Below are 21,630 nucleotides of genomic sequence, written 5' to 3'. Positions count from 1 at the left end.
CCCCGCCCCCTGGCCGCTATGCGGCGTCGCGGCGCCCCGTCTCCTGGGGGCGGAACACGGGCTCCGGGTCGCGGGGCGGTGTCGACACCGCGTCCGCCGCGGCGCAGGCCGCGAGCAGATCCCTTATCGACGGACCGCCGGAGATTCCCGGCAGCCCGTACGGCTGCGGCTGCGCTTCGTGCTCTGAAGCCGGCATGGACGCCTCCTGGGGCCGCGGGGGCAGACGTGGTTAGGTAGACCTAACCAGGACCGGTATCCATACGACCACGCCCGGCGCACTCCGTGCAACATCTTGCCGACACCATGTCGGAACCTTAGGGGGAAAGTACGAGAGCGGACTCAGGGCCGGACTCGGGGCCGGACTCGGGGCCGGACTCGGGGCCGGACTCGGGGCCGGACTCGGGGCCGGACTCAGAGCGAGTCCAGGTCCGCGCCCGCCCACCGCCCGCCGATCCCGGTCAGCGTCACCTCGCGCACCTCGTCGGTGGTGTCCCCCACCGCCCGGTCGATGACGACGTGCAGCCGGTCGTCCGAGAGCTCCTCGACCTTGCCGTCGCCCCACTCCACGACGATCACCGAGTCGGGCAGCGAGACGTCCAGGTCCAGGTCCTCCATCTCGTCGAGCCCGCCGCCCAGACGGTACGCGTCGACGTGCACGAGGGCGGGGCCGGAGCCGAGGGAGGGGTGAACGCGGGCGATGACGAAGGTGGGCGAGGTGACGGCGCCGCGCACGCCGAGGCCCTCGCCGAGCCCGCGCGTCAGCGTCGTCTTGCCCGCGCCCAGCTCACCGGTGAGCATGACGAGGTCGCCGGGGCGCAGGATCTTGGCCAGCCGGTGGCCCAACTCGCCCATCTCCTGGGGGGAGTTGACGGTGCGGTGCAGAGTGGCGGCGGGGGCCTGGCGGTGCGGTGCTTCCATGCCGTCCACGGTAGCCGCTGACGGCCACCGGTCCGCCCGGCTCAGGGGCTGGTCCACCCGCCGGACCATCCGCCGGACCACCCGGCGCTCCACCCGACGGTCCATCCACCGGACCACCCGACGGCCCGACCCCGGCAGGCCCCGGGGTCACCCCACCGCGCTGCGCGCCCGCGCCTTGGCCCGCGTGAGCAGGTCCGCGAGCCGGTCCGTGACCGCCTCCGGGTGCTCCAGCATCACCAGGTGTCCGGCGTCCGGCACCAGGACCAGCTCGGCGTCCGGCAGGTGGTCGGCGATGGCCTCGCTGTGCTCGCTGGGCGTGACCAGGTCCTTGTCCCCGGCCAGGACGAGGACGGGGAGGCGGCTGAAGTACCGCAGGGCAGCCGCCTTGTCGTGCTCGGCGAAGGCCGGGTAGAACTCCGCGACCACGTCGATCGGCGTCGACTCGATCATCCGCTCGGCGAACCGCGCGATGGCCGGGTCCACGTCCTTCGACGAGAACGAGTAGCGCTTGATGATGCCCGCGAACAGGTCGGCGGTGGCCCGCCGCCCCCGCTCCACCAGCTCCGCCTGCGAGCCGAGCGCCCGCAGCACGCCGGGCAGGATCCGCCGCACCGCGTTGACGCCCGCCACCGGAAGGCCGTAGTTGACCTGGCCGAGCCCCCCGGACGAGGTACCCACGAGGGCGACCCCGGCGACCCGGTCCCGGATCAGCTCGGGGAACTGGGCGGCCAGCGCCATCGTCGTCATGCCGCCCATGGAGTGCCCGACGAGGACCAGCGGGCCCTCCGGCGCCGCCGCGTCGATGACGGCCTTCAGGTCGCGGCCCAACTGGTCGATGGAGACCGGGACATCGCGCTCGGTCTGGTCGACGCCGCGCCCCGAGCGGCCGTGGCTGCGCTGGTCCCAGTAGACCGCGCGGACCACGCCGCGCAGGGCGGCCCGCTGGAAGTGCCAGGAGTCCTGGTTGAGGCAGTAGCCGTGGCTGAACACGACGGTGACGGGGGCCGGGACCTTGCGCCCGAAGAGCCGCCGCCTGCGGGGCGCCGACGCGCTCTCCGGCTCGGGCTCGTCGATCTCGTACGAGAGTTCCGTGCCGTCCTGTGCGACGGCCGTGCCCGGGGTGCCGCGCAGCGAGCCGTACGGACCCGAGGCGTCGAGCGCGAGCCGTGCCTTCTTGCGCATGCCGCGGCCGACCGTGAGCCGCTCGATGGCGACGCCCGCGGCGGCTCCGGCGGCGATGACGCCTATCGCGGCGCCGGCCACCCCGGCCCTGCGCCAGTTCCCGGCCGCACCGGCGCCGGCCGCCGCCAGCGCCACGTCCGCCGCGGCCGCCCCCGTGCTGCTCTCGCTCACGTGCCGCTCCTCCTCAGTCGTCCGCTCTCGGGCCCAGTCTGGGGACTCAGCCCTCCGCCCGCTCGTCCGCGTCGTCCACGTCGCCCGACTCGTCCATCTCGTTCGCATAGACGCGGGGGACGCGCGAACCGATCCGGGTCACGATCTCGTACGCGATGGTGCCCGCCGCCTGCGCCCAGTCCTCCGCGGTCGGCTCGCCCCGGTCGCCGGGCCCGAACAGGACCACTTCGGAGCCCACCGGCGGCTCGTCCCCGCCCAGGTCGACCACGAACTGGTCCATCGCGATCCGGCCCGCGACCGTGCGCAGCTTGCCGCCCACCAGGGCGGGGCCGCGGCCCGACGCGTGCCGGGGAACGCCGTCGCCGTACCCGGCGGGGACCAGGCCGAGGGTCGTGTCCCCGGGTGTGACGTAGTGATGCCCGTAACTCACGCCGTGACCCCCCGGAACGTGCTTCACCAGGGCCAGGGACGCCGTGAGCCGCATCACCGGGCGCAGGCCGAAGTCCTCGGGGGTGCCAATCTCGGGGCTCGGCGAGATGCCGTACATCGCGATCCCGGGGCGGACCAGGTCGAAGTGGGTCTCCGGAAGCGTGAGCGTGCCCGGGGAGTTGGCAATGTGGCGGACCTCGGGGCGCACCCCCTGCCGCTCGGCCCCGGCCACCATCTCGCGGAAGACCGTGAGCTGGGCGGCGATGGAGGGGTGGCCCGGCTCGTCGGCGCAGGCGAAGTGCGACCAGAGGCCGGTGACCTTGATCAGCCCCTCGGCCTCGGCGCGCAGGGACTCCTCGACCAGCTCGGCCCAGTCGGCGGGCTGGCAGCCATTGCGTCCCAGACCCGTGTCGGCCTTGAGCTGGACGCGGGCCGTGCGGCCCGCCTCCCGGGCGGCGGCGGTGACCTCGCGCAGCGCCCACAGCCCGCTCACCGACACGTCCAGATCGGCCTCGACCGCCTCGCGCCAGGGGCCGCCCGGCGTCCACAGCCAGCACATGATCCGGCCGGGGAGCCCGGCGGCCCGCAGGGCGAGGGCCTCCTCCGGAGTGGCGGTGCCTATCCAGTCGGCGCCCGCCTGCACGGCGGCACGGGCACAGGGGATCATCCCGTGGCCGTACCCGTCCGCCTTCACCACCGCCATGAACGCGGCGCCCGGCGCGTGGGCGCGCAGGGCCCGCACGTTGGCGCGCAGGGCGGCCAGGTCGATCTCGGCGCGGACGCGCGGGATTGCTGGAGTCTCGGTCACGCGCCCAAGTCTCTCAGAGCCCGCCGACAGCACCCGGACACGCGTTCAACCGATCGCCGAAGCCGCGCCCCTCCCCCGGCCCCCGCACCGGCTCCCGCACCGGCTCGCTCCCCGCCTCACGTCCCGGGCTTGCGCCCCCACGCATAGACCCGGTCCCCCTTCTTCAGAACACCCCACAGAGCCTGGGCATCGACGAACCGCATGTTCACGCAGCCGTGCGAGCCGGGCGGGTTGTAGACGCTCCCGTAGATGGCGTGCAGGGCCTGCCCGCCACTGAAGAACTGGCTGTACGGCATGGGGGTGTTGTACAGCGTCGACCAGTGGTTCTTGTGCCGCCAGTAGACCTTGTGCCAGCCCGCGCGGGTCGTGTACCCGGCCCGCCCGCTGCGGATCGGCACCGGCCCGAACAGCACCTTCTTGTCCTGCTGCACCCACATCAACTGCCGCGCCAGATCGACGCAGGCGAGGCGGTACGCGCGCGTGGGGCACTTCTTCGCGGCGTTGGGGTTCTTGCGGGCGCTGAGCCAGCGCATCCGGGACCAGGTCACGGGCCCGGCGAAGCCGCTGGCGGGCCGGATCTTCTGCTGCCGCTGAAACGCCGCGACGGCCGCGCAGTCCTTGGCCGACTGCCTCCCGTCCACCGTGAGCTTCAGCCAGCGCTCGACCTGGCGCTGGTAGGGGCCGGTGCGCTTGCTGCACGCGGGGGCGGCCTTGGCGGCGACCACCTCGGCGGGCGGCACGTACTCGATGAGGGCGTCGATCGCGGCGGGCGGCCGCAGCGGCTCGACGGCGTCCTCTTCCTCGCTCGGCTCGTACACGCGGGGCGGCAGGGCCTGGTCCGGGGTGTCGCGCTGCCAGGGCTGGTACGGGGTGAGGGGGATGCCCGGGACGAGGCGCGCGGCGGGGTCGGACACGGCGGGCTTCCTCGGGGCGATCCCGCTCGCGACGGGGCCCGAGACCGTGGGTGTGGGCCGCGGCTCCGGGCCGGGGCCCGGGGCGGCGCTCGCGGGCACCGCGGGCAGGCCCACGGCGGCGAGGACGAGCAGCGCGGCGAGGCCGCGGTGCGCAGTTCTTCCGATCATGGGCTCAGCAAACCCCGAGGGCCCCCGCGGGCCGGCGAGGCCGCGCGGGGAGGTCCCTCCGCTGGCCCCAGGCCCCGCCCCACAGCCACACAGCCACACAGCCACACAGCCACAATCCGACACTCCCACCCCCAGCCCACAGCCCCCCACCCCGCAGCCACAATGCGCTCCTCCCTCCCCCCCCAGCCCGCAGCCCCACCACCCCACAGCCGCAATCCGCCCCTCCCACCAGCCCGCAGCCCCATCCCCACCCCACCCCACAGACCCGCGGCCCCGCAGCCCCGCAGCCGCAATCCGGCCTGGGGCGGGGACGCGGCGGTATGTCCGCCCGCAGTACAGCACCCCACCCAAGCCAGTACTCATGTACTCGCACAGCGCCCCCGGCTTTTCGAGGACGGACATACCGCCGCGTCCCCGCCCCCCCCCCCACCGGCAGCAGCGGCGCAGCGAACGCCGGGCACTCCCCCTCACACCCCCCGCACCACATCCCGCCAGGCCCCCGGAATCCCCTCCGCCACATCCCACGCCCCCACGGGCGCCCCCACCGACACCCGCCGCCCCGCAAGCCCGTGCAGATACGCCGCCACCGACCCCGCGTCCCGCGCCCCCAGCCCCGCCGCGAGCAACGACCCGCCCAGCCCCGACAGCACATCCCCGCTCCCCGCGGTGGCGAGCCAGGCCGTCCCGGTCGGGTTCACCCGCACCGCGCCACCGACCGGGCCCGCCCCACCCCCCGGCCCCGCCACCAAGGTCGTAGACCCCTTCAGCAACACAGTCGCCCCGTACCGCCCCGCCAGCTCCCGCACCGCGGCAAGCCGCCCCCGCTCCACCTCGGCCCGCTCCACGCCGAGCAGCGCGGCCGCCTCCCCCGCGTGCGGGGTCAGCAGCGTCGGCGCGGACCGGGCCCGCACGGCGGCCGCCTCCACGAGCCGCAGCCCGTCCGCGTCGATCAGCACGGGCACATCCGCGTCGACGACGTCCCGCAGCCGCTCCCCCTCGTCCCCGAGCCCGGGCCCGGCGACCCACGCCTGCACCCGCCCCGCCGTCCCGGCCGGCCCCCGCGAGACCAGCGCCTCCGGGAACCTCGCGAGCACCTCGTCCCCCGCGGGCCCCACGTACCGCACGGCCCCGGCCCCACCCCGCAGCGCCCCCGCGACGGCGAGCACGGCTGCCCCCGGGTAGCGCGCGGATCCGGCCACGATCCCGACCACACCCCTGCGGTACTTGTCGCTCTCCGCGCCCGGCTCCGGCAGCAGCGCCGCCACGTCGGCGTACTGCAGCGCCTCCAGCTCGCCCGCCTCCGGCAGCACCTCGCCGAGCCCGATGTCCACGAGCCGCACCGCCCCCGCGTACTCCCGCGCGGGGTCGACCAGCAGGCCCGGCTTGTACGTCCCGAAGGTCACCGTCACCTCGGCGCGCACCGCCTCGCCGCGCACCTCGCCGGTGTCGGCGTCGACGCCGCTCGGCAGGTCGACGGCGACGACGGGCACCCCTGACTCCCGCACGAGGGAAGCCAGTTGAGCCGCCTGTGGGCGCAGCCCGCCCCGGCCGCCGATGCCCACGATCCCGTCGACCACGAGGTCCGCACGGGCCACCGCCACCGCCGCCGCCTCGTCCCTGGCCGCCTCCCGGGCCCCGTCCCCGACCACCCGGCCGCCCGCCGCCCGCAGCGCCGCGAGCCCGCCCGCGTGCGCCCGCTCCGGCGCGAGCAGGACCGCGCCGACCCCGGCCCCGCGCCGGGCGAGCCGCGCCCCCGCGTACAGGGCGTCGCCGCCGTTGTCGCCGCTGCCCACGAGCAGCACCACCCGCGAGCCGTACACCCGGCCGAGCACCTGGGCGCAGGCGACGGCGAGCCCCGCCGCCGCCCGCTGCATGAGCGCCCCTTCGGGCACCCGCTCCATGAGCTCCCGCTCGGCCGCCCGCACCGTCTCCACGCCGTACGCAGTCCGCATGGGACCAAGTCTCCCCAACGCGCGGACGCACCGCCCTCCAGGGGCCGGGTCGCCCCTCCGCGATCACCACCGCCGAGGCCACCCCCGCGTCATGGCTCAGCGAGCCGGATCACCCCTCCGCGATCACCACCGCCGAGGCCACCCCCGCGTCATGGCTCAGCGAGATGTGCCAGGCCCGCACCCCGAGCTCCGCCGCCCGCGCCGCGACCGTGCCGCGCACCCGTACCCGCGGCCGGCCGCTCTCCTCCACGTACACCTCGGCGTCCGTCCAGTGCAGCCCGCCCGGCGCGCCGAGGGCCTTCGCCAGGGCCTCCTTCGCCGCGAACCGGGCCGCGAGCGAGGCGATGCCGCGCCGCTCGCCGCCGGGGAGCAGCAACTCGCTCTCCACGAAGAGCCGTTCGGCCATGCTCGGCGTGCGCTCCAGGGCCGCGCCGAACCGGGAGATCTCCGCGACGTCGATCCCCACCCCAATGATCATGAGCTCTCCACCGTCACCGACTTGGCCAGTTCTCGCCGCCGGGCCACCGACCGGCGGCCCCTCCGCACGCCGCAGCCTACGGCCGACGCCTGCTCCGGGTGACGCACCCCACCCTCCCCGCGCTTCAAACTCCCGTAACAATGGAATGTGATCTCTTCGGTCTCCTCGCCGCCACGGGGCGCCCACCGGCACAAGCCGGAGGCGACCCCCTACGTCGACCTCACCCGCACCGAGTGGAGCGCGCTGCGCGACAAGACACCACTCCCCCTCACCGCCGAGGAGGTGGAGAAGCTCCGCGGCCTCGGCGACGTCATCGACCTCGACGAAGTGCGCGACATCTATCTGCCGCTCTCCCGCCTGCTCAACCTGTACGTCGGCGCCACCGACGGCCTGCGCGGCGCCCTCAACACCTTCCTGGGCGACACCGGTGAGAAGGGCTCCCAGTCGGGCACGCCCTTCGTCATAGGAGTCGCCGGGTCCGTGGCCGTCGGCAAGTCCACCGTCGCCCGCCTGCTGCAGGCCCTGCTCTCCCGCTGGCCCGAGCACCCGCGCGTCGAGCTGGTCACCACGGACGGGTTCCTGCTGCCCACACGGGAGTTGGAGGCCCGCGGGCTGATGTCCCGCAAGGGCTTCCCGGAGTCGTACGACCGGCGCGCCCTGACCCGCTTCGTCGCCGACATCAAGGCGGGCAAGGACGAGGTGACGGCGCCCGTCTACTCGCACCTGATCTACGACATCGTGCCGGGCCAGCGGCTCACCGTGCGCCGCCCGGACATCCTCATCGTCGAGGGCCTGAACGTGCTGCAGCCCGCCATGCCCGGCAAGGACGGCCGCACCCGCGTCGGCCTCGCGGACTACTTCGACTTCAGCGTGTACGTGGACGCGCGCACCGAGGACATCGAGCGCTGGTACCTGAACCGCTTCCGCAAGCTGCGGGCGACGGCCTTCCAGAACCCCTCCTCGTACTTCCGCAAGTACACCCAGGTCTCGGAGGAGGAGGCCCTGGACTACGCGCGCACCACCTGGCGGACCATCAACAAGCCGAACCTGGTCGAGAACGTGGCGCCGACCCGCGGCCGCGCCACCCTCGTCGTCCGCAAGGGCCCCGACCACAAGGTGCAGCGGCTGCGGCTGCGCAAGCTCTGACCGGCCGGGCTACGGTTTGCGCATGCTGCATCTGCGCCTGATCACGCCCGCCGACAAGACGGACGAGGTGGTGCGCCTCATCGAGAAGACGACCGGCACCACCCACCTCGCCGTGGTCCCGGGCGCCGCCCGCAACCCCGTGGGCGACGTCGTCATGTGCGACGTCGCGCGCGAGGCGGGCGACGAACTCATCGGCGGCCTGCGGGCGTTGGACCTCGACAAGACGGGCTCGATCGCCGTCGAGAACATCGACCTGTCGCTGTCCAAGCGGGCCGACAAGGCGGAGGAGGAGGCGCCGGGCGAGGGCGCGGACGCGGTCCTGTGGGAGCACCTCACGGACGCGACGCACGAGGAGTCGACGCTCTCCGTCACCTACGTCGCGTTCATCACCATCGCCACGATGATCGCGGCCTGCGGTGTGGTGCTCGACAACGCGATCCTGATCGTCGGCGCGATGGCGGTGGGCCCCGAGTTCGGCCCGCTCGCGGGCTTCTGCACGGCGCTCGTGCAGCGCGCCCCGCGCCTTGCCCTGCGCTCGCTGATCGCCCTGGTGGCGGGCTTCGCGGTGGCGATGGCGGTGACCGTGGGCTTCAGCTACTTCATGGACGCGGTCGACCTGTTCTCCGCCGACGCTCTGAAGGCGGAGCGCCCCAACACCAACTTCATCTACCGGCCCGACTGGTTCTCCTTCGTCGTGGCCGTCCTCGCGGGCGCCGCGGGCACGCTCTCGCTGACGTCGGCGAAGTCGGGGGCCCTCGTGGGCGTGGCGATCTCGGTGACCACGGTCCCGGCCGCCGCGAACGCCGCCGTCGCCTTCAGCTACAGCGCGTACAAGCAGGCGTGGGGCTCGACGGAGCAGCTCCTGCTGAACCTGCTGGGCATCGTCCTCGCCGGTACGCTCACGCTGCTCACCCAGAAGCTCCTCTGGGCCAGACAGCGCGAGCGCACCGCCAAGGCCGGACTGTCCTAGCCGGACCGTCCTGGCCGGACTTCCCTGGCCGAACTTCCCTAGCCGAGCGCGGACTTCACGACGTCCGCGAGGCGCCCCGCCACCGACCGCGCCTGGTCGATGTCGGCCGCCTCGACCATGACGCGCACCAGCGGCTCGGTGCCCGAGGGGCGCAGCAGCACCCGGCCGGTGGCGCCCAGCTCGCGCTCGGCCTCGCCGACCGCGGCGGTCAGCTCGGGCGAGGTGCGCACGCGGGACTTGTCGACGTCCGGCACGTTGATCAGGACCTGGGGCAGCCGCTCCATGACGGCGGCGAGGTCCTTGAGGCTGCGCCCGGTCTGCGCGACCCGCGCCGCGAGCAGCAGCCCGGTCAGGGTGCCGTCCCCGGTGGTGGCGTGGTCCAGGACGATGACGTGCCCGGACTGCTCGCCGCCGAGCGCGAAGCCGTGCTCCTTCATCGACTCGAGCACGTACCGGTCGCCCACGGCCGTCTGCACGAGGGCGAGCCCCTCGCGCTCCATGGCCAGCTTGAAGCCGAGGTTCGACATGACGGTCGCGACGACGGTGTCCCGGCGCAGGGCGCCGCGCTCGCGCATGGCGAGGGCGAGGACCGCGAGGATCTGGTCGCCGTCGACCTCGGCACCGGTGTGGTCCACGGCCAGGCAGCGGTCGGCGTCGCCGTCGTGCGCGATGCCGAGGTCGGCGCCGTGCTCGACGACGGCGGCCTTCAGGAGGTCCAGATGGGTCGAGCCGCAGCCGTCGTTGATGTTGAGCCCGTCCGGCTCGGCGCCGATCGTGATGATCTCGGCGCCCGCGCGCGTGAACGCCTCGGGCGAGACCCGGGCGGCCGCGCCGTGCGCCTCGTCGAGCACGACCTTGAGGCCGTCGAGGCGGTTGGGCAGCACGCCGATGAGGTGCGCGACGTACTGGTCGAGCCCCTCGTCGTACGTCTTCACGCGGCCGACCCCGGCACCGGTGGGCCGCTCCCAGGGGGCACCGGTGCGGTGCTCCTCGTAGACGGACTCGATGCGGTCCTCCAGCTCGTCGGCGAGCTTTTGGCCGCCGCGGGCGAAGAACTTGATGCCGTTGTCGGGCATGGCGTTGTGGCTCGCGGAGAGCATCACGCCGAGGTCGGCGCCCAGCGCACCGGTGAGATGCGCCACCGCGGGGGTGGGCAGCACACCGACGCGCAGGACGTCCACGCCCGCGCTCGCCAGGCCCGCGACCACCGCGGCCTCCAGGAACTCCCCGGACGCGCGCGGGTCACGCCCCACCACCGCCACCGGGCGGTGGCCCGCGAAGGTGCCCGCCTCGCCGAGCACATGAGCCGCCGCGACGGAGAGTCCGAGCGCGAGCTCGGCCGTCAGATCCGCGTTGGCGACACCGCGCACGCCGTCCGTGCCGAAGAGTCGTCCCACTGGTGGTCCTCCGAACTTTCGAAAACCTTCGGAATTAAGTCCGAGCTTGCTAGCTCCTGGGAGCTCATGAGAGCTACTGAGCGCTACTGGCAACTTCGGGGCGCCATATGCCGTTATACGCCCGGCAGCCCCATAAACGAACGCCCCGACGGCACAGTGAGTGCCGCCGGGGCGAACGAGATGTACAAGCAGGCAGCGATTAGCGCTTGCTGTACTGCGGAGCCTTGCGGGCCTTCTTGAGACCGGCCTTCTTGCGCTCGACCGCACGGTCGTCACGCTTCAGGTAACCGGCCTTCTTCAGGGCGCCGCGGTTGTTGTCGACGTCGGCCTCGTTCAGAGCGCGGGCGACACCGAGACGGAGCGCACCGGCCTGACCGGAGACGCCGCCACCCGAGATGCGGGCGATGACGTCGTAGCGGCCGTCCAGCTCGAGCACCTTGAAGGGCTCGTTGACTTCCTGCTGGTGGACCTTGTTCGGGAAGTAGTCCTCGAGCGTGCGCCCGTTGACCTTCCACTTGCCGGAGCCCGGGACGATCCGGACGCGGGCGATGGCGTTCTTGCGACGGCCCAGGCCGGCGGCCGGCTGGGGGTCGCCGAAGCGCGCGGCGTTCGACTCCGAGGTGTACTCGCCCTCGACGGGGGCCTCGGACTCGGAGGTGTAGGACTCGATGTCGACGTTCTCGGTGTTCTCGTCGAGCGGCTGCTCGGCAGTGGTCTCGGCCACGATGCTCCTCAGATTTCTTTTCGTCTTAGGGGGTGGCCGGAACTACTGCGCGACCTGGGTGATCTCGAACGGCACCGGCTGCTGGGCAGCGTGCGGGTGCTGGTCGCCCGAGTAGACCTTCAGCTTCGAGAGCATCTGACGGCCCAGGGTGTTCTTGGGGAGCATGCCCTTGACGGCCTTCTCGATGGCCTTCTCGGGGCTCTTCTCGAGCAGCTCGTCGTAGCGGACGGACCGCAGACCACCCGGGTAGCCGGAGTGGCGGTACGCCATCTTCTGGGTCTTCTTGTTGCCGGAGAGGTGCACCTTCTCGGCGTTGATGATGATGACGAAGTCACCAGCGTCAACGTGCGGCGCATAGATCGGCTTGTGCTTGCCCCGCAGGAGGGTGGCGGCGGTGGTCGCCAGACGGCCGAGGACGATGTCCTGGGCATCGATGACGTGCCACTGGCGAGTGATGTCGCCGGGCTTGGGGCTGTACGTACGCACTTCGTAGCCTTCGCTTCTTCAGTGGATGGGGTCCAGACACACGGCACCCCAGAAGCGATCGCGTAGATCATGCAGCTAAGGGCTCACAGTGCCGGGGACGCTGCCCGTATGCCAGCCACTGGTAACTGCTCCAGGGAACCTACGTAAGGGCCCTCGCGTGAGAACGACGAAGCCAATACGCATAACAAACCCCGAGAATACCCGCGCTGCCCCGTACGGGTCAAAACGCGGATCTGGAGACGGGCACCGCCACCTCGGGCGGCTCTGCCACCTGCAGCGTAACGCGCCGCTTCCGCACACAGGTCCGGGCGACCGTGACCACCAGCACACACAACGTCACGGCGTCCTTGAACGCCCGCCTCGTCCCCGCCTCCAGCCACGGCCACCCGAACCCCGGCACCTGCGGAAGCAGCGCCAGCCAGAACCAGGGGTCGCGCGCCACCGCCCCCGGCCCCGACAGCGCCCCCGCGAGCAGCAGCGGCACGACGACCAGGAGGTAGTGGTCGTACGACGGCCGGGAGACGAGGAAGGCCGCGAGCATCAGCAGCACGGCGGTCTCGACCACCCGCGCGGCCGCAGCGCTCCCCCACGCCCCGGCGCCGTCCGGCTCCCACCCCCGCGCACCGTCCCGCTCCCACCGCCGCCAGGCGCACCACACCCCCGCCACCGCCGCCCCCGCGGCCAGCAGCGTCGCCGCGCCCTGCCCCACCCCGAACCGTGGCAGCACAGCCGCGGGAGACGCCTCATAGAGACGTACGAAGCTGTCGTGCCCGCGCAGCAGGAAGGGCAGCGTCCGCGTGAAGAAGCCCGCTGGATCCGGCATGAGCAGCGCCGCCCCCGCCGAGACGCCCAGGGGCACGAGGAGCGCGACGGACAGCGCCCGCCACCGCCGCGCGAAGACGAAGAGCAGCAGGACCGGGGCGAGCAGCGGCTTCAGCGCGACGGCGGCCCCGATCACCAGCCCCGCCGGACCCCACCGCCCCCGGCACACGCACAGCAGCGCCGCCGGCAGCGCGGCCGCGGACACCACGGTCCAGTTCCCGAGCTCGACGAGGTGCCCGAACGGCGCGAAGCCCAGGGCGAGCCCGAGCAGCCCGCCCACCGCGAACCGGCTGCGCCAGGGCACCCCGTAGATCCGCAGCGCACACCCCCACCCCACGACGAGCGCCCCGGTGACCACCGCCGGCACGAGGAACCGCAGCACACCGGGCGGCAGCAGCGCCTGCGGCACCGCGGCGAGCACGGCCCCCGGGAGATAGAGGAAGTGCCGGTCCCCATAAGGCGATCCACCGTCGAGCCAGGTCCCGGCGGCCCGCACGACGATGGCGTTGTCCATCCCGCCGCCCGAGAAGCGCAGCCCCACCCGGACGACCCCGGCGACGAGGACGGCCGCGAGGGCACCCCAGACGTGCCAGGTCACCGGCCGCAACACCCAAGCAGAAAGTGCCGAATTGCCCCTGTTCATTCTGGTCAGGCTAGGCGGATGGAGCTCCTCAACCCGGGCTCAACATCCCGGGCGGCCCGTCTAAGATGCGCCCCATGAGCTTTGGGCAAGGGGGACCCCAGTGGGGCCCCGGGGGTTCGCAGACTCCGGACTGGGCGGCGCTGGCCGAGGCGTCCGAGAACCGCAACCGCCGCCGCAAGTGGCTGATGATCGGCGGTGGCGCGCTCGCCACGGTCGCGGTCGCCGCTGCCGTCGCGGTCGCGGTCGTCTCCGCGAACAGTGACAACAGCTCGGCCTCCAACAAGCCGGCCTCCGAGCTGCCCACCACCGCGGACATCCCGAAGGACAGCAACGCCCCCGACCCGTCCTTCGAGGCGACCACTCCCCCGCCGCCGCCCGACCCGATGGACTTCATCTCCAGCGCCGAGAAGGACAAGGCGCCGCTCAGCCCGACGACGCTCTACCCGGGCAAGACGCTGACCTCCGGCGACCGCGTCTACAAGAAGGGCGGCACCGACTCCACGTCGAAGTGCGCGTCCCGCACCCAGGGCCCCCTCGGCGCCCTGCTCACCAAGAACAAGTGCACCCGTCTGATCCGCGCGACCTACAGCAAGGACGGCATCGGGGTCACGGTCGGCGTCGCCCTCTTCGACACGGCGGCCCAGGCGAGCAAGGCCAAGGACCAGTGGGAGAAGGGCAACGTGACCTCGCTGGTCGGCCACGGCGCGCCCACCTTCTGCCGCCAGGGCCTGTGCCGCTCGACCGCCAACTCCTACGGCCGCTACGCCTACTTCACGACCTCGGGCTTCGCCGGCGGCAAGGACGTCACGAAGAAGGACACCAAGGTCTACCAACTCAGCGACGACGTGGCCCGCTTCACCTTCCAGCAGATCAACCGCCGCGGCGAGGCCCAGGCTTCGGCCGCGGCGGGCATGCCCCAGTAGCAGCCGCTCCGGCAGCCGCCGGTCAGCAGCAGGAGGCCCCGGACTCCCCGGGCAACGTCCGCTTGTTCCGGGCCTCCTGGCTCCGCGCGGCCAGCAACTCGTCGGCGGGGTAACCGACTTCCTCCAGCGTGAGCCCGTGCGGCCGCACCACGTGCACGGCGGAGTCCCGCACCCGCGCCTCGAGCACCTTCGCGGGCCACTCGGGGGGCCGGTGCCCGTCCCCCACGAACAGCAGGGCACCGACGAGGGAGCGCACCATGTTGTGGCAGAAGGCATCGGCCCGCACGGTGGCGGTGAGGATCCCGTCCCCGCCCCGCTCCCACCTCAACTGCTGCAGCGTACGAATGGTCGTGGCGCCCTCACGCTTCTTGCAGTAGGCCGCGAAGTCGTGCTCCCCGACGAGCCCCTCGGCCGCGGCGTTCATGGCATCGACGTCCAACTCCCAGTCGTGCCACAGGACATGACCCCGCAGCAGCGGATCGACGCCACCGGGATGGTCGGTCACGCGATACGCGTACCGCCGCCACACCGCGGAGAACCGCGCATTGAACCCGGCGGGAGCCTCCGCCACCTGCCACACCCGGACGTCGTGCGGCAGCCGCCCGGCCAGCCGCCGCAGCAGCTTCTCCCGGTGCTCGCCCCACACGCTCTCCGGCAGGTCCACATGGGCCACCTGCCCCCGCGCGTGCACCCCGCTGTCGGTCCGCCCGGCCACGGTGAGCTCGTACGTCTCCTGCGACCGCGTCACGGTCCGCAGCGCGTCCTCGATCTCTCCCTGAACGGTCCGCTGCCCTTCCCGCTGCTTGGCCCAGCCGGAAAAGTCCTTCCCGTCGTACGAAAGGTCAAGGCGCACCCGTACGAACCCGGGCTCTACTTCATCGCTCACACCGGTCATCCTCTCAGCCCCCCGCACACGCGAGAGCGGGCCCGCCCCACAAGGGGCAGACCCGCTCACGGCAAGGCGCAGCCTTACTTGGACTCGTCGCCCTCGGGCTTCGCGTCCTCGACGACCTCGTCGGCCTTGGCCTCGACGGCCTCGTCCTTCTTGAGGGCGTCTTCCTTGACGGCACGCTTCGTGGCCGCCTCGGCCTCACCGGTGGCCTGCTGGGCCACGGTCAGGGCCTCCACCAGCTCGATGACGGCCATGGGCGCGTTGTCGCCACGGCGGTTACCGATCTTGGTGATGCGGGTGTAGCCACCCGGGCGGTTCTCGTAGCGCGGGCCGATCTCCGTGAAGAGCGTGTGCACGACGCTCTTGTCGGTGATGACCTGCAGCACCTGGCGGCGGTTGTGAAGGTCGCCCTTCTTCGCCTTGGTGACCAGACGCTCCGCGTAGGGACGCAGACGCCGGGCCTTCGCCTCGGTGGTGGTGATGCGACCGTGCTCGAACAGGTCCTTGGCGAGGTTCGCCAGCATCAGCCGCTCGTGCGAGGCGCTGCCGCCCAGACGGGCACCCTTGGTGGGCTTCGGCATGGTGTTTCTCCTTGTGATCTGCCCCGGCCGTATCAGGTACCGGGGTCAGTGGACCCGCGCCCCGTAAGGGGCGCGGGGAACTGCGCGAGCAACCAAAGACGCACGCGCAGCCGAACTCAAACCGTCAGTCCCGAGCTCTTAGTACTGCTCGGTCTCGACGAACCCGGCGTCCGCGTCGTCGTCGGCGCCGAAGGCGTCGGCAGCGGCGGTCGGGTCGAAGCCGGGAGGCGAGTCCTTCAGCGCAAGACCCATCCCGTTGAGCTTCATCTTGACCTCGTCGATCGACTTCGCACCGAAGTTGCGGATGTCGAGCAGGTCGGCCTCGGAGCGGGCGACGAGCTCACCCACGGAGTGGATGCCCTCGCGCTTGAGGCAGTTGTACGACCGAACGGTGAGCTCGAGCTCCTCGATCGGCAGCGCCAGATCGGCGGCCAGGGCGGCGTCCGTCGGGGACGGACCCATGTCGATGCCCTCGGCGTCGATGTTCAGCTCGCGGGCGAGACCGAACAGCTCGACCAGGGTCTTACCGGCGGACGCCATGGCGTCACGCGGGCGCATGGCCTGCTTGGTCTCGACGTCGACGATGAGCTTGTCGAAGTCGGTGCGCTGCTCGACACGCGTGGCCTCGACCTTGTACGTGACCTTCAGCACCGGCGAGTAGATGGAGTCGACCGGAATACGACCGATCTCCTGGCCCACCTGCTTGTTCTGCACGGCGGAGACGTAGCCGCGACCGCGCTCGACGGTCAGCTCCATCTCCAGCTTGCCCTTGCCGTTGAGCGTGGCGAGGACGAGGTCGGGGTTGTGCACCTCGACACCGGCCGGGGGCGCGATGTCGGCGGCGGTGACCAGACCCGGGCCCTGCTTGCGCAGGTACATCACGACCGGCTCGTCGTGCTCCGAGGAGACGACCAGCTGCTTGATGTTGAGGATCAGGTCGGTGACGTCCTCCTTGACGCCCGGCACGGTGGTGAACTCGTGCAGCACGCCGTCGATGCGGATGGACGTGACCGCCGCACCCGGGATCGAGGAGAGGAGGGTCCGGCGGAGGGAGTTGCCGAGGGTGTAGCCGAAGCCCGGCTCCAGCGGCTCGATGACGAACCGGGAGCGGAACTCGTCGACGACCTCTTCGGTCAACGAGGGACGCTGAGCGATCAGCATGAAGTGATTCCTTCAGTCAGGGGCACCCACTATTTGATGCCCTGAGTTAAGACAAGGGTACGGGCGATACGGCCCCGAAGAGCCGTACCGCCCGAATCCTCAAGTCAAGCGACGTACGAACGTCGGACGCAGAGCGTCAGACGCGGCGACGCTTGGGCGGACGGCAGCCGTTGTGCGGCGTGGGCGTCACGTCCTGGATCGAGCCGACCTCGAGGCCGGTCGCCTGCAGCGAACGGATCGCGGTCTCACGGCCGGAGCCGGGGCCCTTCACGAACACGTCGACCTTGCGCATGCCGTGCTCCTGCGCGCGACGGGCGGCCGACTCGGCAGCCATCTGCGCGGCGAACGGGGTCGACTTGCGCGAACCCTTGAAGCCGACGTGGCCGGCGGAGGCCCACGAGATCACGTTGCCGGTCGGGTCCGTGATGGACACGATCGTGTTGTTGAACGTGCTCTTGATGTGCGCGTGGCCGTGAGCGACGTTCTTCTTTTCCTTGCGGCGCACCTTCTTGGCAGCGCCCTGACGACCCTTGGGGGGCATCTATAACTCCTACGGGAGGTGGTCGGTCCTGCAGCGCCAGCTGTCGATAGACCGCTGAGCGAGGACTACTTCTTGCCCGGCTTCTTCTTACCGGCGATGGCGCGACGCGGGCCCTTGCGGGTGCGAGCGTTGGTGCTGGTGCGCTGACCGCGGACCGGCAGGCCGCGACGGTGACGCAGACCCTGGTAGCAGCCGATCTCGACCTTGCGGCGGATGTCGGCCTGGATCTCGCGACGGAGGTCACCCTCGGTCTTGATGTTCGCGTCCACGTACTCGCGGATCTTGACGAGGTCTTCCTCGGTCAGGTCGCGAACACGGGTGTTGCGGTCCACCTCGGTGGCGTCCAGCGTCTGCTGAGACAGCGTCCGGCCGATGCCGAACACGTAGGTGAGGGCGACCTCGATGCGCTTGTCGCGCGGGAGGTCAACACCTTCAACGCGTGCCATTCATGGCTCCTGTGAATCTTCGGAGGTGTGTAGCAGAACCACTCCCAGGTGCCGTATGAGGTACAGCCTGGGTCCCCGGCCTCCGACCGAGGGTGTCGCCCTCCATTACCTGCGATGGAGCTGAAGAGGGACGGGTCCTGCGTATGTACTTGCTGTGCGTCGCGCGAAAATCTGCGAACTGCAGTCGTGCGTCAGCCCTGGCGCTGCTTGTGGCGCGGGTTGTCGCAAATGATCATGACCCGGCCGTGACGGCGGATCACCCTGCACTTGTCGCAGATCTTCTTGACGCTCGGCTTGACCTTCATTGGTGAGGTTCTCCGGGTCAGTGCCACCACCCCGCCGGAGCGGAGTGCGGGCAAGATCTACTTGTACCGGTAGACGATCCGGCCACGCGTCAGGTCGTACGGAGACAGCTCCACCACGACCCGGTCGTCAGGGAGGATGCGGATGTAGTGCATGCGCATCTTGCCGCTGATGTGTGCCAGGACCTGGTGGCCGTTCTGGAGCTCGACCTTGAACATGGCGTTCGGAAGAGACTCGACGACAGTGCCCTCGATCTCGATGGCACCTTGCTTCTTGGCCACGCTTCGCCCTTCGAATCGACTACCTTGATCGACTCCCACCCCGCAGGGCCTACAAGCCTGTAGACATACGGATGCACGAGAGCCGACGAGTCAGTCTACGTCAGGGCACCCGGAAAGACGAATCGAGAAAGAATGCCCCATCGGCAAGATCCTTAAGCAACCGGGAGGTCAGGCGCCCAGCGGGTCCGGCGCCGCCGTGACTCCCAGCTCAGCCAGCTTCGCCTTGCCCCCGTCGGGCGAGGTCAGCACCAGCGGGCCCTCTTCGGTCAGCGCGATCGAGTGCTCCCAGTGCGAGGACCAGGTGCCGTCCGTCGTGATGACGGTCCACTCGTCCTCGAGGACCTCGGTCTTCGGTGTGCCGAGGCTCACCATCGGCTCGATGGCCAGGCAGAGGCCGGGGACCAGCTTGGGGCCGCGGCCGCGCCGGCGCTCCACGTAGTTCAGCAGGTGCGGGTCCATGTGCATCTCGGTGCCGATGCCGTGGCCGCCGTAGTCCTCGATGATCCCGTACTTGCCGCTGGCCGGACGCGGCTGGCGGCGGATGTACGTCTCGATGGCGCGGGAGACATCGACCAGGCGGTTGCCCTGCTTCATGGCCGCGATGCCCGCCCACATCGACTCCTCGGTCACCCGGGAGAGCTCGACCAGCTCCGGTGCGTGACCGGTGCCCACGAACGCGGTGTACGCGGCGTCGCCGTGCCAGCCCTCGATGATCGCGCCCGCGTCGATGGAGATGATGTCGCCGTCCTTGAGGACGGTCTTGTCGTCCGGGATGCCGTGGACCACGACCTCGTTCACCGAGGTGCAGATGGTCGCGGGGAAGCCGCCGTAGCCGAGGAAGTTCGACTTGGCGCCGTGCTCCGCGATCACCTTGCGCGCGACCTCGTCGAGGTCCCGCGTGGTGGCGCCGGGCACGGCCGCCTCACGGGTGGCCGCGTGGATCGCGGCCACGACCAGTCCCGCCTCGCGCATCTTCGCGATCTGCTCGGGGGTCTTGATCTGCACCATGGGGCTTCAGCTCTCCGTCTCACGTACAACCGTTGTGCACACAACACTACGGCCGCGGCCCCCGTGACGGGGACCGCGGCCGAAGCAGCGTGCTGAAAACTACTTGTCGCCCTTGAGGGCGTCCATCGCGCGCTTCGTGACCTCGTCGACCTTGCCGAGCGCGGAGATCGTGACCACCAGGCCCTGCGAGCGGTAGTAGTCGATGATCGGCTCGGTCTGGGCGTGGTAGACCTCGAGGCGCTTGCGGACGGTGTCCTCGCTGTCGTCGTCCCGCTGGTACAGCTCGCCGCCGCAGACGTCGCAGACGCCCTCGACCTTCGGCTTGCTGTACGTCACGTGGAAGACGTGGCTCGAGTCCTTGCGGCAGATGCGGCGGCCCGCGATGCGCTTGACCACCTCGTCCTCGGGGACCTCCAGGTCCAGGACCGCGTCCAGCTTCGCGTCGTCGGCCTTGAGGGCCTCGTCGAGCGCCTCGGCCTGCGAGACGTTGCGCGGGAAGCCGTCGAGCAGGAAGCCGTTCACGGCGTCCGGCTGCTCCATGCGGTCCTTGGCCATCCCGATGGTGACCTCGTCCGGCACCAACTGGCCCGCGTCCATGTAGGACTTGGCCTTGATGCCGAGCTCCGTGCCCTGGCTGATGTTGGCACGGAAGAGGTCGCCCGTGGAGATGTGCGGGATCGACAGGTTCTTGGCAAGGAACGCGGCCTGCGTACCCTTGCCCGCACCGGGCGGCCCGACGAGGACGATTCGCATCAGCGGAGGAACCCTTCGTAATTGCGCTGCTGGAGCTGGCTCTCGATCTGCTTCACGGTCTCCAGACCCACACCCACGATGATGAGGATGCTTGTCCCGCCGAACGGGAAGTTCTGGTTCGCGCCGAAGCCCACCAACGCCATCGTCGGTACGAGAGCGATCAGACCCAGATACAGCGAGCCCGGCCAGGTGATCCGGTTGAGCACGTAACTCAGATACTCAGCGGTCGGACGGCCAGCCCGGATGCCCGGGATGAAGCCACCATACTTCTTCATGTTGTCCGCGACTTCGTCGGGGTTGAACGAGATCGCCACATAGAAGAAAGCGAAGAAGACGATCAACAGGAAGTACGTGACGATGTAGTACGGGTGGTTTCCCTTGGTCAGGTGCTGGTCGATCCAGGTCTTCCACTCCGAGTTGCCGCCCGCGAACTGCGCGACGAGCGCCGGGATGTAGAGCAGCGACGAAGCGAAGATGACCGGGATCACACCCGCCTGGTTGACCTTCAGCGGGATGTACGTGGACGTACCGCCGTAGGACCTGCGGCCGATCATGCGCTTCGCGTACTGGACCGGAATGCGCCGCTGCGCCTGCTCCACGAAGACCACCAGGCCGACCATGACCAGGCCGACGAGGATCACGGTGCCGAACTCGATCCAGCCGCCCGCGAGGTCACCCTGCTTCTTGATGGCCCACAGGGCGCTCGGGAAGGTGGCGGCGATCGAGATGAACATCAGGATCGACATGCCGTTGCCGATGCCCTTGTCGGTGATGAGCTCGCCGAGCCACATCACACAGGCGGTACCCGCGGTCATGGTGATGACCATGGTGACGGTCACGAAGATCGACTGGTCCGGCACGATCTCGCTCGCCACCTGGCAGCCCTGGAACAGGGTGCCGGTGCGGGCGGTGGCCACCAGGCCGGTGCCCTGGAGGATCGCGAGCGCGATGGTCAGATAGCGCGTGTACTGCGTGATCTTGGCCGTGCCCGCCTGGCCCTCCTTCTTCAGGGCCTCGAGGCGCGGGATCACCACAGTCAGCAGCTGAAGAATGATGCTCGCCGTGATGTACGGCATGATGCCGAGCGCGAAGATCGTGATCTGCAGCAGCGCGCCACCACTGAACATGTTGACCAGACCGAACAGCCCCTGATTGGCGTTGGCCTGGTCCATGCAGGTCTGGACGTTCTTGTAACTGATGCCGGGAATCGGGACGTGCGTACCGATTCGGTAGATCACGATGATGCCGAGCGTGAAGAGCAGCTTCTTGCGCAGGTCGGGCGTCTTGAACGCTCGGGCGAACGCGGTGAGCACGGTGCCTCCTGCGACCCCCGCGCACGTGCGTCAGAGGTAGTGGTCTTGGGTTCGACGAATTCGTATAACAGCCAGAAAACCGTGCGGGCAGACCGCACGGAGTTTAGACAGTGCACGCCACCTTACCGGCGACCGTGCCCCCCTTGGAACGACCAACCGGGGATGCCCCTTTTGTGGGGCATCCCCGGTTGGGATCGCTCAAGTCATCGAGACGCCTGGG

Annotated in this window: 24 protein-coding genes; 3 read left to right on the top strand and 21 right to left on the bottom strand. The window is 70.8% G+C overall.

Features of this window, described 5'->3' with window-relative positions:
* Window positions 1-16 precede the first annotated feature (16 nt).
* From ACFWYM_RS04955 to ACFWYM_RS04925, 7 genes are all read right to left on the bottom strand, one after another.
* Window positions 17-196 carry a hypothetical protein gene (locus ACFWYM_RS04955; protein WP_384830010.1) on the bottom strand — a complete coding sequence of 60 codons (180 nt, stop codon included), beginning with the start codon at window positions 194-196 and terminating at the stop codon, window positions 17-19.
* A gap of 215 nt (window positions 197-411) precedes the next feature.
* On the bottom strand, window positions 412-918 hold the full coding sequence (gene tsaE, locus ACFWYM_RS04950) for a tRNA (adenosine(37)-N6)-threonylcarbamoyltransferase complex ATPase subunit type 1 TsaE (RefSeq protein WP_384830007.1): 507 nt from the start codon (window positions 916-918) through the stop codon (window positions 412-414).
* 147 nt (window positions 919-1,065) lie between these two features.
* Window positions 1,066-2,271: an alpha/beta fold hydrolase gene (locus ACFWYM_RS04945; RefSeq protein ID WP_384830003.1), complete on the bottom strand. Its 1,206-nt coding sequence runs from the start codon at window positions 2,269-2,271 to the stop codon at window positions 1,066-1,068.
* A 46-nt stretch (window positions 2,272-2,317) separates the two neighbouring features.
* Complete coding sequence (alr, locus tag ACFWYM_RS04940; RefSeq protein WP_384830000.1) at window positions 2,318-3,508, bottom strand: alanine racemase; 1,191 nt, start codon at window positions 3,506-3,508, stop codon at window positions 2,318-2,320.
* A 116-nt stretch (window positions 3,509-3,624) separates the two neighbouring features.
* On the bottom strand, window positions 3,625-4,590 hold the full coding sequence (locus tag ACFWYM_RS04935; RefSeq protein ID WP_384829998.1) for a L,D-transpeptidase family protein: 966 nt from the start codon (window positions 4,588-4,590) through the stop codon (window positions 3,625-3,627).
* Between the two features lie 467 nt (window positions 4,591-5,057).
* Complete coding sequence (locus ACFWYM_RS04930; protein WP_384829995.1) at window positions 5,058-6,542, bottom strand: NAD(P)H-hydrate dehydratase; 1,485 nt, start codon at window positions 6,540-6,542, stop codon at window positions 5,058-5,060.
* 109 nt (window positions 6,543-6,651) lie between these two features.
* Window positions 6,652-7,020 (bottom strand): holo-ACP synthase, encoded by a 369-nt coding sequence (locus ACFWYM_RS04925; protein WP_384829992.1) that lies wholly within the window; start codon window positions 7,018-7,020, stop codon window positions 6,652-6,654.
* Between the two features lie 147 nt (window positions 7,021-7,167).
* Between ACFWYM_RS04925 and coaA the strand changes: the two genes are divergently transcribed.
* Entirely contained in the window at window positions 7,168-8,166 is a 999-nt protein-coding gene (gene coaA / locus ACFWYM_RS04920; protein WP_384829989.1) for a type I pantothenate kinase, read from the top strand.
* 22 nt (window positions 8,167-8,188) lie between these two features.
* Window positions 8,189-9,136 (top strand): DUF389 domain-containing protein, encoded by a 948-nt coding sequence (locus ACFWYM_RS04915; protein WP_384829985.1) that lies wholly within the window; start codon window positions 8,189-8,191, stop codon window positions 9,134-9,136.
* A gap of 38 nt (window positions 9,137-9,174) precedes the next feature.
* Here ACFWYM_RS04915 and glmM read toward each other — a convergent pair whose 3' ends face one another.
* The 4 genes from glmM to ACFWYM_RS04895 all read right to left on the bottom strand — a co-directional run bounded on the left by glmM (window position 9,175) and on the right by ACFWYM_RS04895 (window position 13,208).
* Window positions 9,175-10,533, bottom strand: coding sequence for a phosphoglucosamine mutase (gene glmM / locus ACFWYM_RS04910; RefSeq protein ID WP_384829982.1), 1,359 nt, complete (start codon window positions 10,531-10,533; stop codon window positions 9,175-9,177).
* Between the two features lie 199 nt (window positions 10,534-10,732).
* Window positions 10,733-11,257, bottom strand: coding sequence for a 30S ribosomal protein S9 (gene rpsI, locus ACFWYM_RS04905; protein ID WP_384829979.1), 525 nt, complete (start codon window positions 11,255-11,257; stop codon window positions 10,733-10,735).
* A gap of 42 nt (window positions 11,258-11,299) precedes the next feature.
* Window positions 11,300-11,743 (bottom strand): 50S ribosomal protein L13, encoded by a 444-nt coding sequence (rplM, locus tag ACFWYM_RS04900; RefSeq protein WP_384829976.1) that lies wholly within the window; start codon window positions 11,741-11,743, stop codon window positions 11,300-11,302.
* A gap of 220 nt (window positions 11,744-11,963) precedes the next feature.
* Window positions 11,964-13,208: a glycosyltransferase family 87 protein gene (locus ACFWYM_RS04895; RefSeq protein WP_384829973.1), complete on the bottom strand. Its 1,245-nt coding sequence runs from the start codon at window positions 13,206-13,208 to the stop codon at window positions 11,964-11,966.
* 74 nt (window positions 13,209-13,282) lie between these two features.
* Between ACFWYM_RS04895 and ACFWYM_RS04890 the strand changes: the two genes are divergently transcribed.
* Complete coding sequence (locus ACFWYM_RS04890; RefSeq protein ID WP_384829970.1) at window positions 13,283-14,131, top strand: hypothetical protein; 849 nt, start codon at window positions 13,283-13,285, stop codon at window positions 14,129-14,131.
* Window positions 14,132-14,153: 22 nt separating this feature from the next.
* On the opposite strand, the gene truA is transcribed toward ACFWYM_RS04890, so the two are convergent.
* The 10 genes from truA to secY all read right to left on the bottom strand — a co-directional run bounded on the left by truA (window position 14,154) and on the right by secY (window position 21,410).
* A complete protein-coding gene (gene truA, locus ACFWYM_RS04885; protein ID WP_384829967.1) occupies window positions 14,154-15,017 on the bottom strand; it encodes a tRNA pseudouridine(38-40) synthase TruA in 864 nt (287 codons plus the stop codon).
* 83 nt (window positions 15,018-15,100) lie between these two features.
* Window positions 15,101-15,604: a 50S ribosomal protein L17 gene (rplQ, locus tag ACFWYM_RS04880; protein ID WP_384829964.1), complete on the bottom strand. Its 504-nt coding sequence runs from the start codon at window positions 15,602-15,604 to the stop codon at window positions 15,101-15,103.
* 138 nt (window positions 15,605-15,742) lie between these two features.
* Window positions 15,743-16,765: a DNA-directed RNA polymerase subunit alpha gene (locus ACFWYM_RS04875; protein WP_016645160.1), complete on the bottom strand. Its 1,023-nt coding sequence runs from the start codon at window positions 16,763-16,765 to the stop codon at window positions 15,743-15,745.
* A gap of 136 nt (window positions 16,766-16,901) precedes the next feature.
* The gene (gene rpsK / locus ACFWYM_RS04870; protein ID WP_003948617.1) at window positions 16,902-17,306 is read right to left on the bottom strand and encodes a 30S ribosomal protein S11; all 405 of its coding nucleotides are present in this window, start codon (window positions 17,304-17,306) and stop codon (window positions 16,902-16,904) included.
* A 65-nt stretch (window positions 17,307-17,371) separates the two neighbouring features.
* Window positions 17,372-17,752, bottom strand: coding sequence for a 30S ribosomal protein S13 (gene rpsM / locus ACFWYM_RS04865; protein ID WP_055698234.1), 381 nt, complete (start codon window positions 17,750-17,752; stop codon window positions 17,372-17,374).
* A gap of 191 nt (window positions 17,753-17,943) precedes the next feature.
* Entirely contained in the window at window positions 17,944-18,057 is a 114-nt protein-coding gene (gene rpmJ / locus ACFWYM_RS04860; protein WP_003948619.1) for a 50S ribosomal protein L36, read from the bottom strand.
* Between the two features lie 57 nt (window positions 18,058-18,114).
* Complete coding sequence (infA, locus tag ACFWYM_RS04855; protein WP_003948620.1) at window positions 18,115-18,336, bottom strand: translation initiation factor IF-1; 222 nt, start codon at window positions 18,334-18,336, stop codon at window positions 18,115-18,117.
* Between the two features lie 168 nt (window positions 18,337-18,504).
* Window positions 18,505-19,344, bottom strand: a complete 840-nt coding sequence (map, locus tag ACFWYM_RS04850) for a type I methionyl aminopeptidase (RefSeq protein WP_384829960.1) — start codon at window positions 19,342-19,344, stop codon at window positions 18,505-18,507.
* Between the two features lie 99 nt (window positions 19,345-19,443).
* Window positions 19,444-20,097 (bottom strand): adenylate kinase, encoded by a 654-nt coding sequence (locus ACFWYM_RS04845; protein ID WP_384829958.1) that lies wholly within the window; start codon window positions 20,095-20,097, stop codon window positions 19,444-19,446.
* Complete coding sequence (secY, locus tag ACFWYM_RS04840) at window positions 20,097-21,410, bottom strand: preprotein translocase subunit SecY (protein ID WP_384829955.1); 1,314 nt, start codon at window positions 21,408-21,410, stop codon at window positions 20,097-20,099. Before secY ends, ACFWYM_RS04845 begins: the two co-directional genes overlap by 1 nt.
* Between the last annotated feature and the right edge of the window lie 220 nt (window positions 21,411-21,630).

It is taken from the genome of Streptomyces sp. NPDC059009, from assembly GCF_042740175.1.
Classification (GTDB): domain Bacteria; phylum Actinomycetota; class Actinomycetes; order Streptomycetales; family Streptomycetaceae; genus Streptomyces.
The sequence above is the reverse complement of the archived record's forward strand: the minus strand, read 5'-3'. Positions and strand labels throughout refer to the sequence as shown.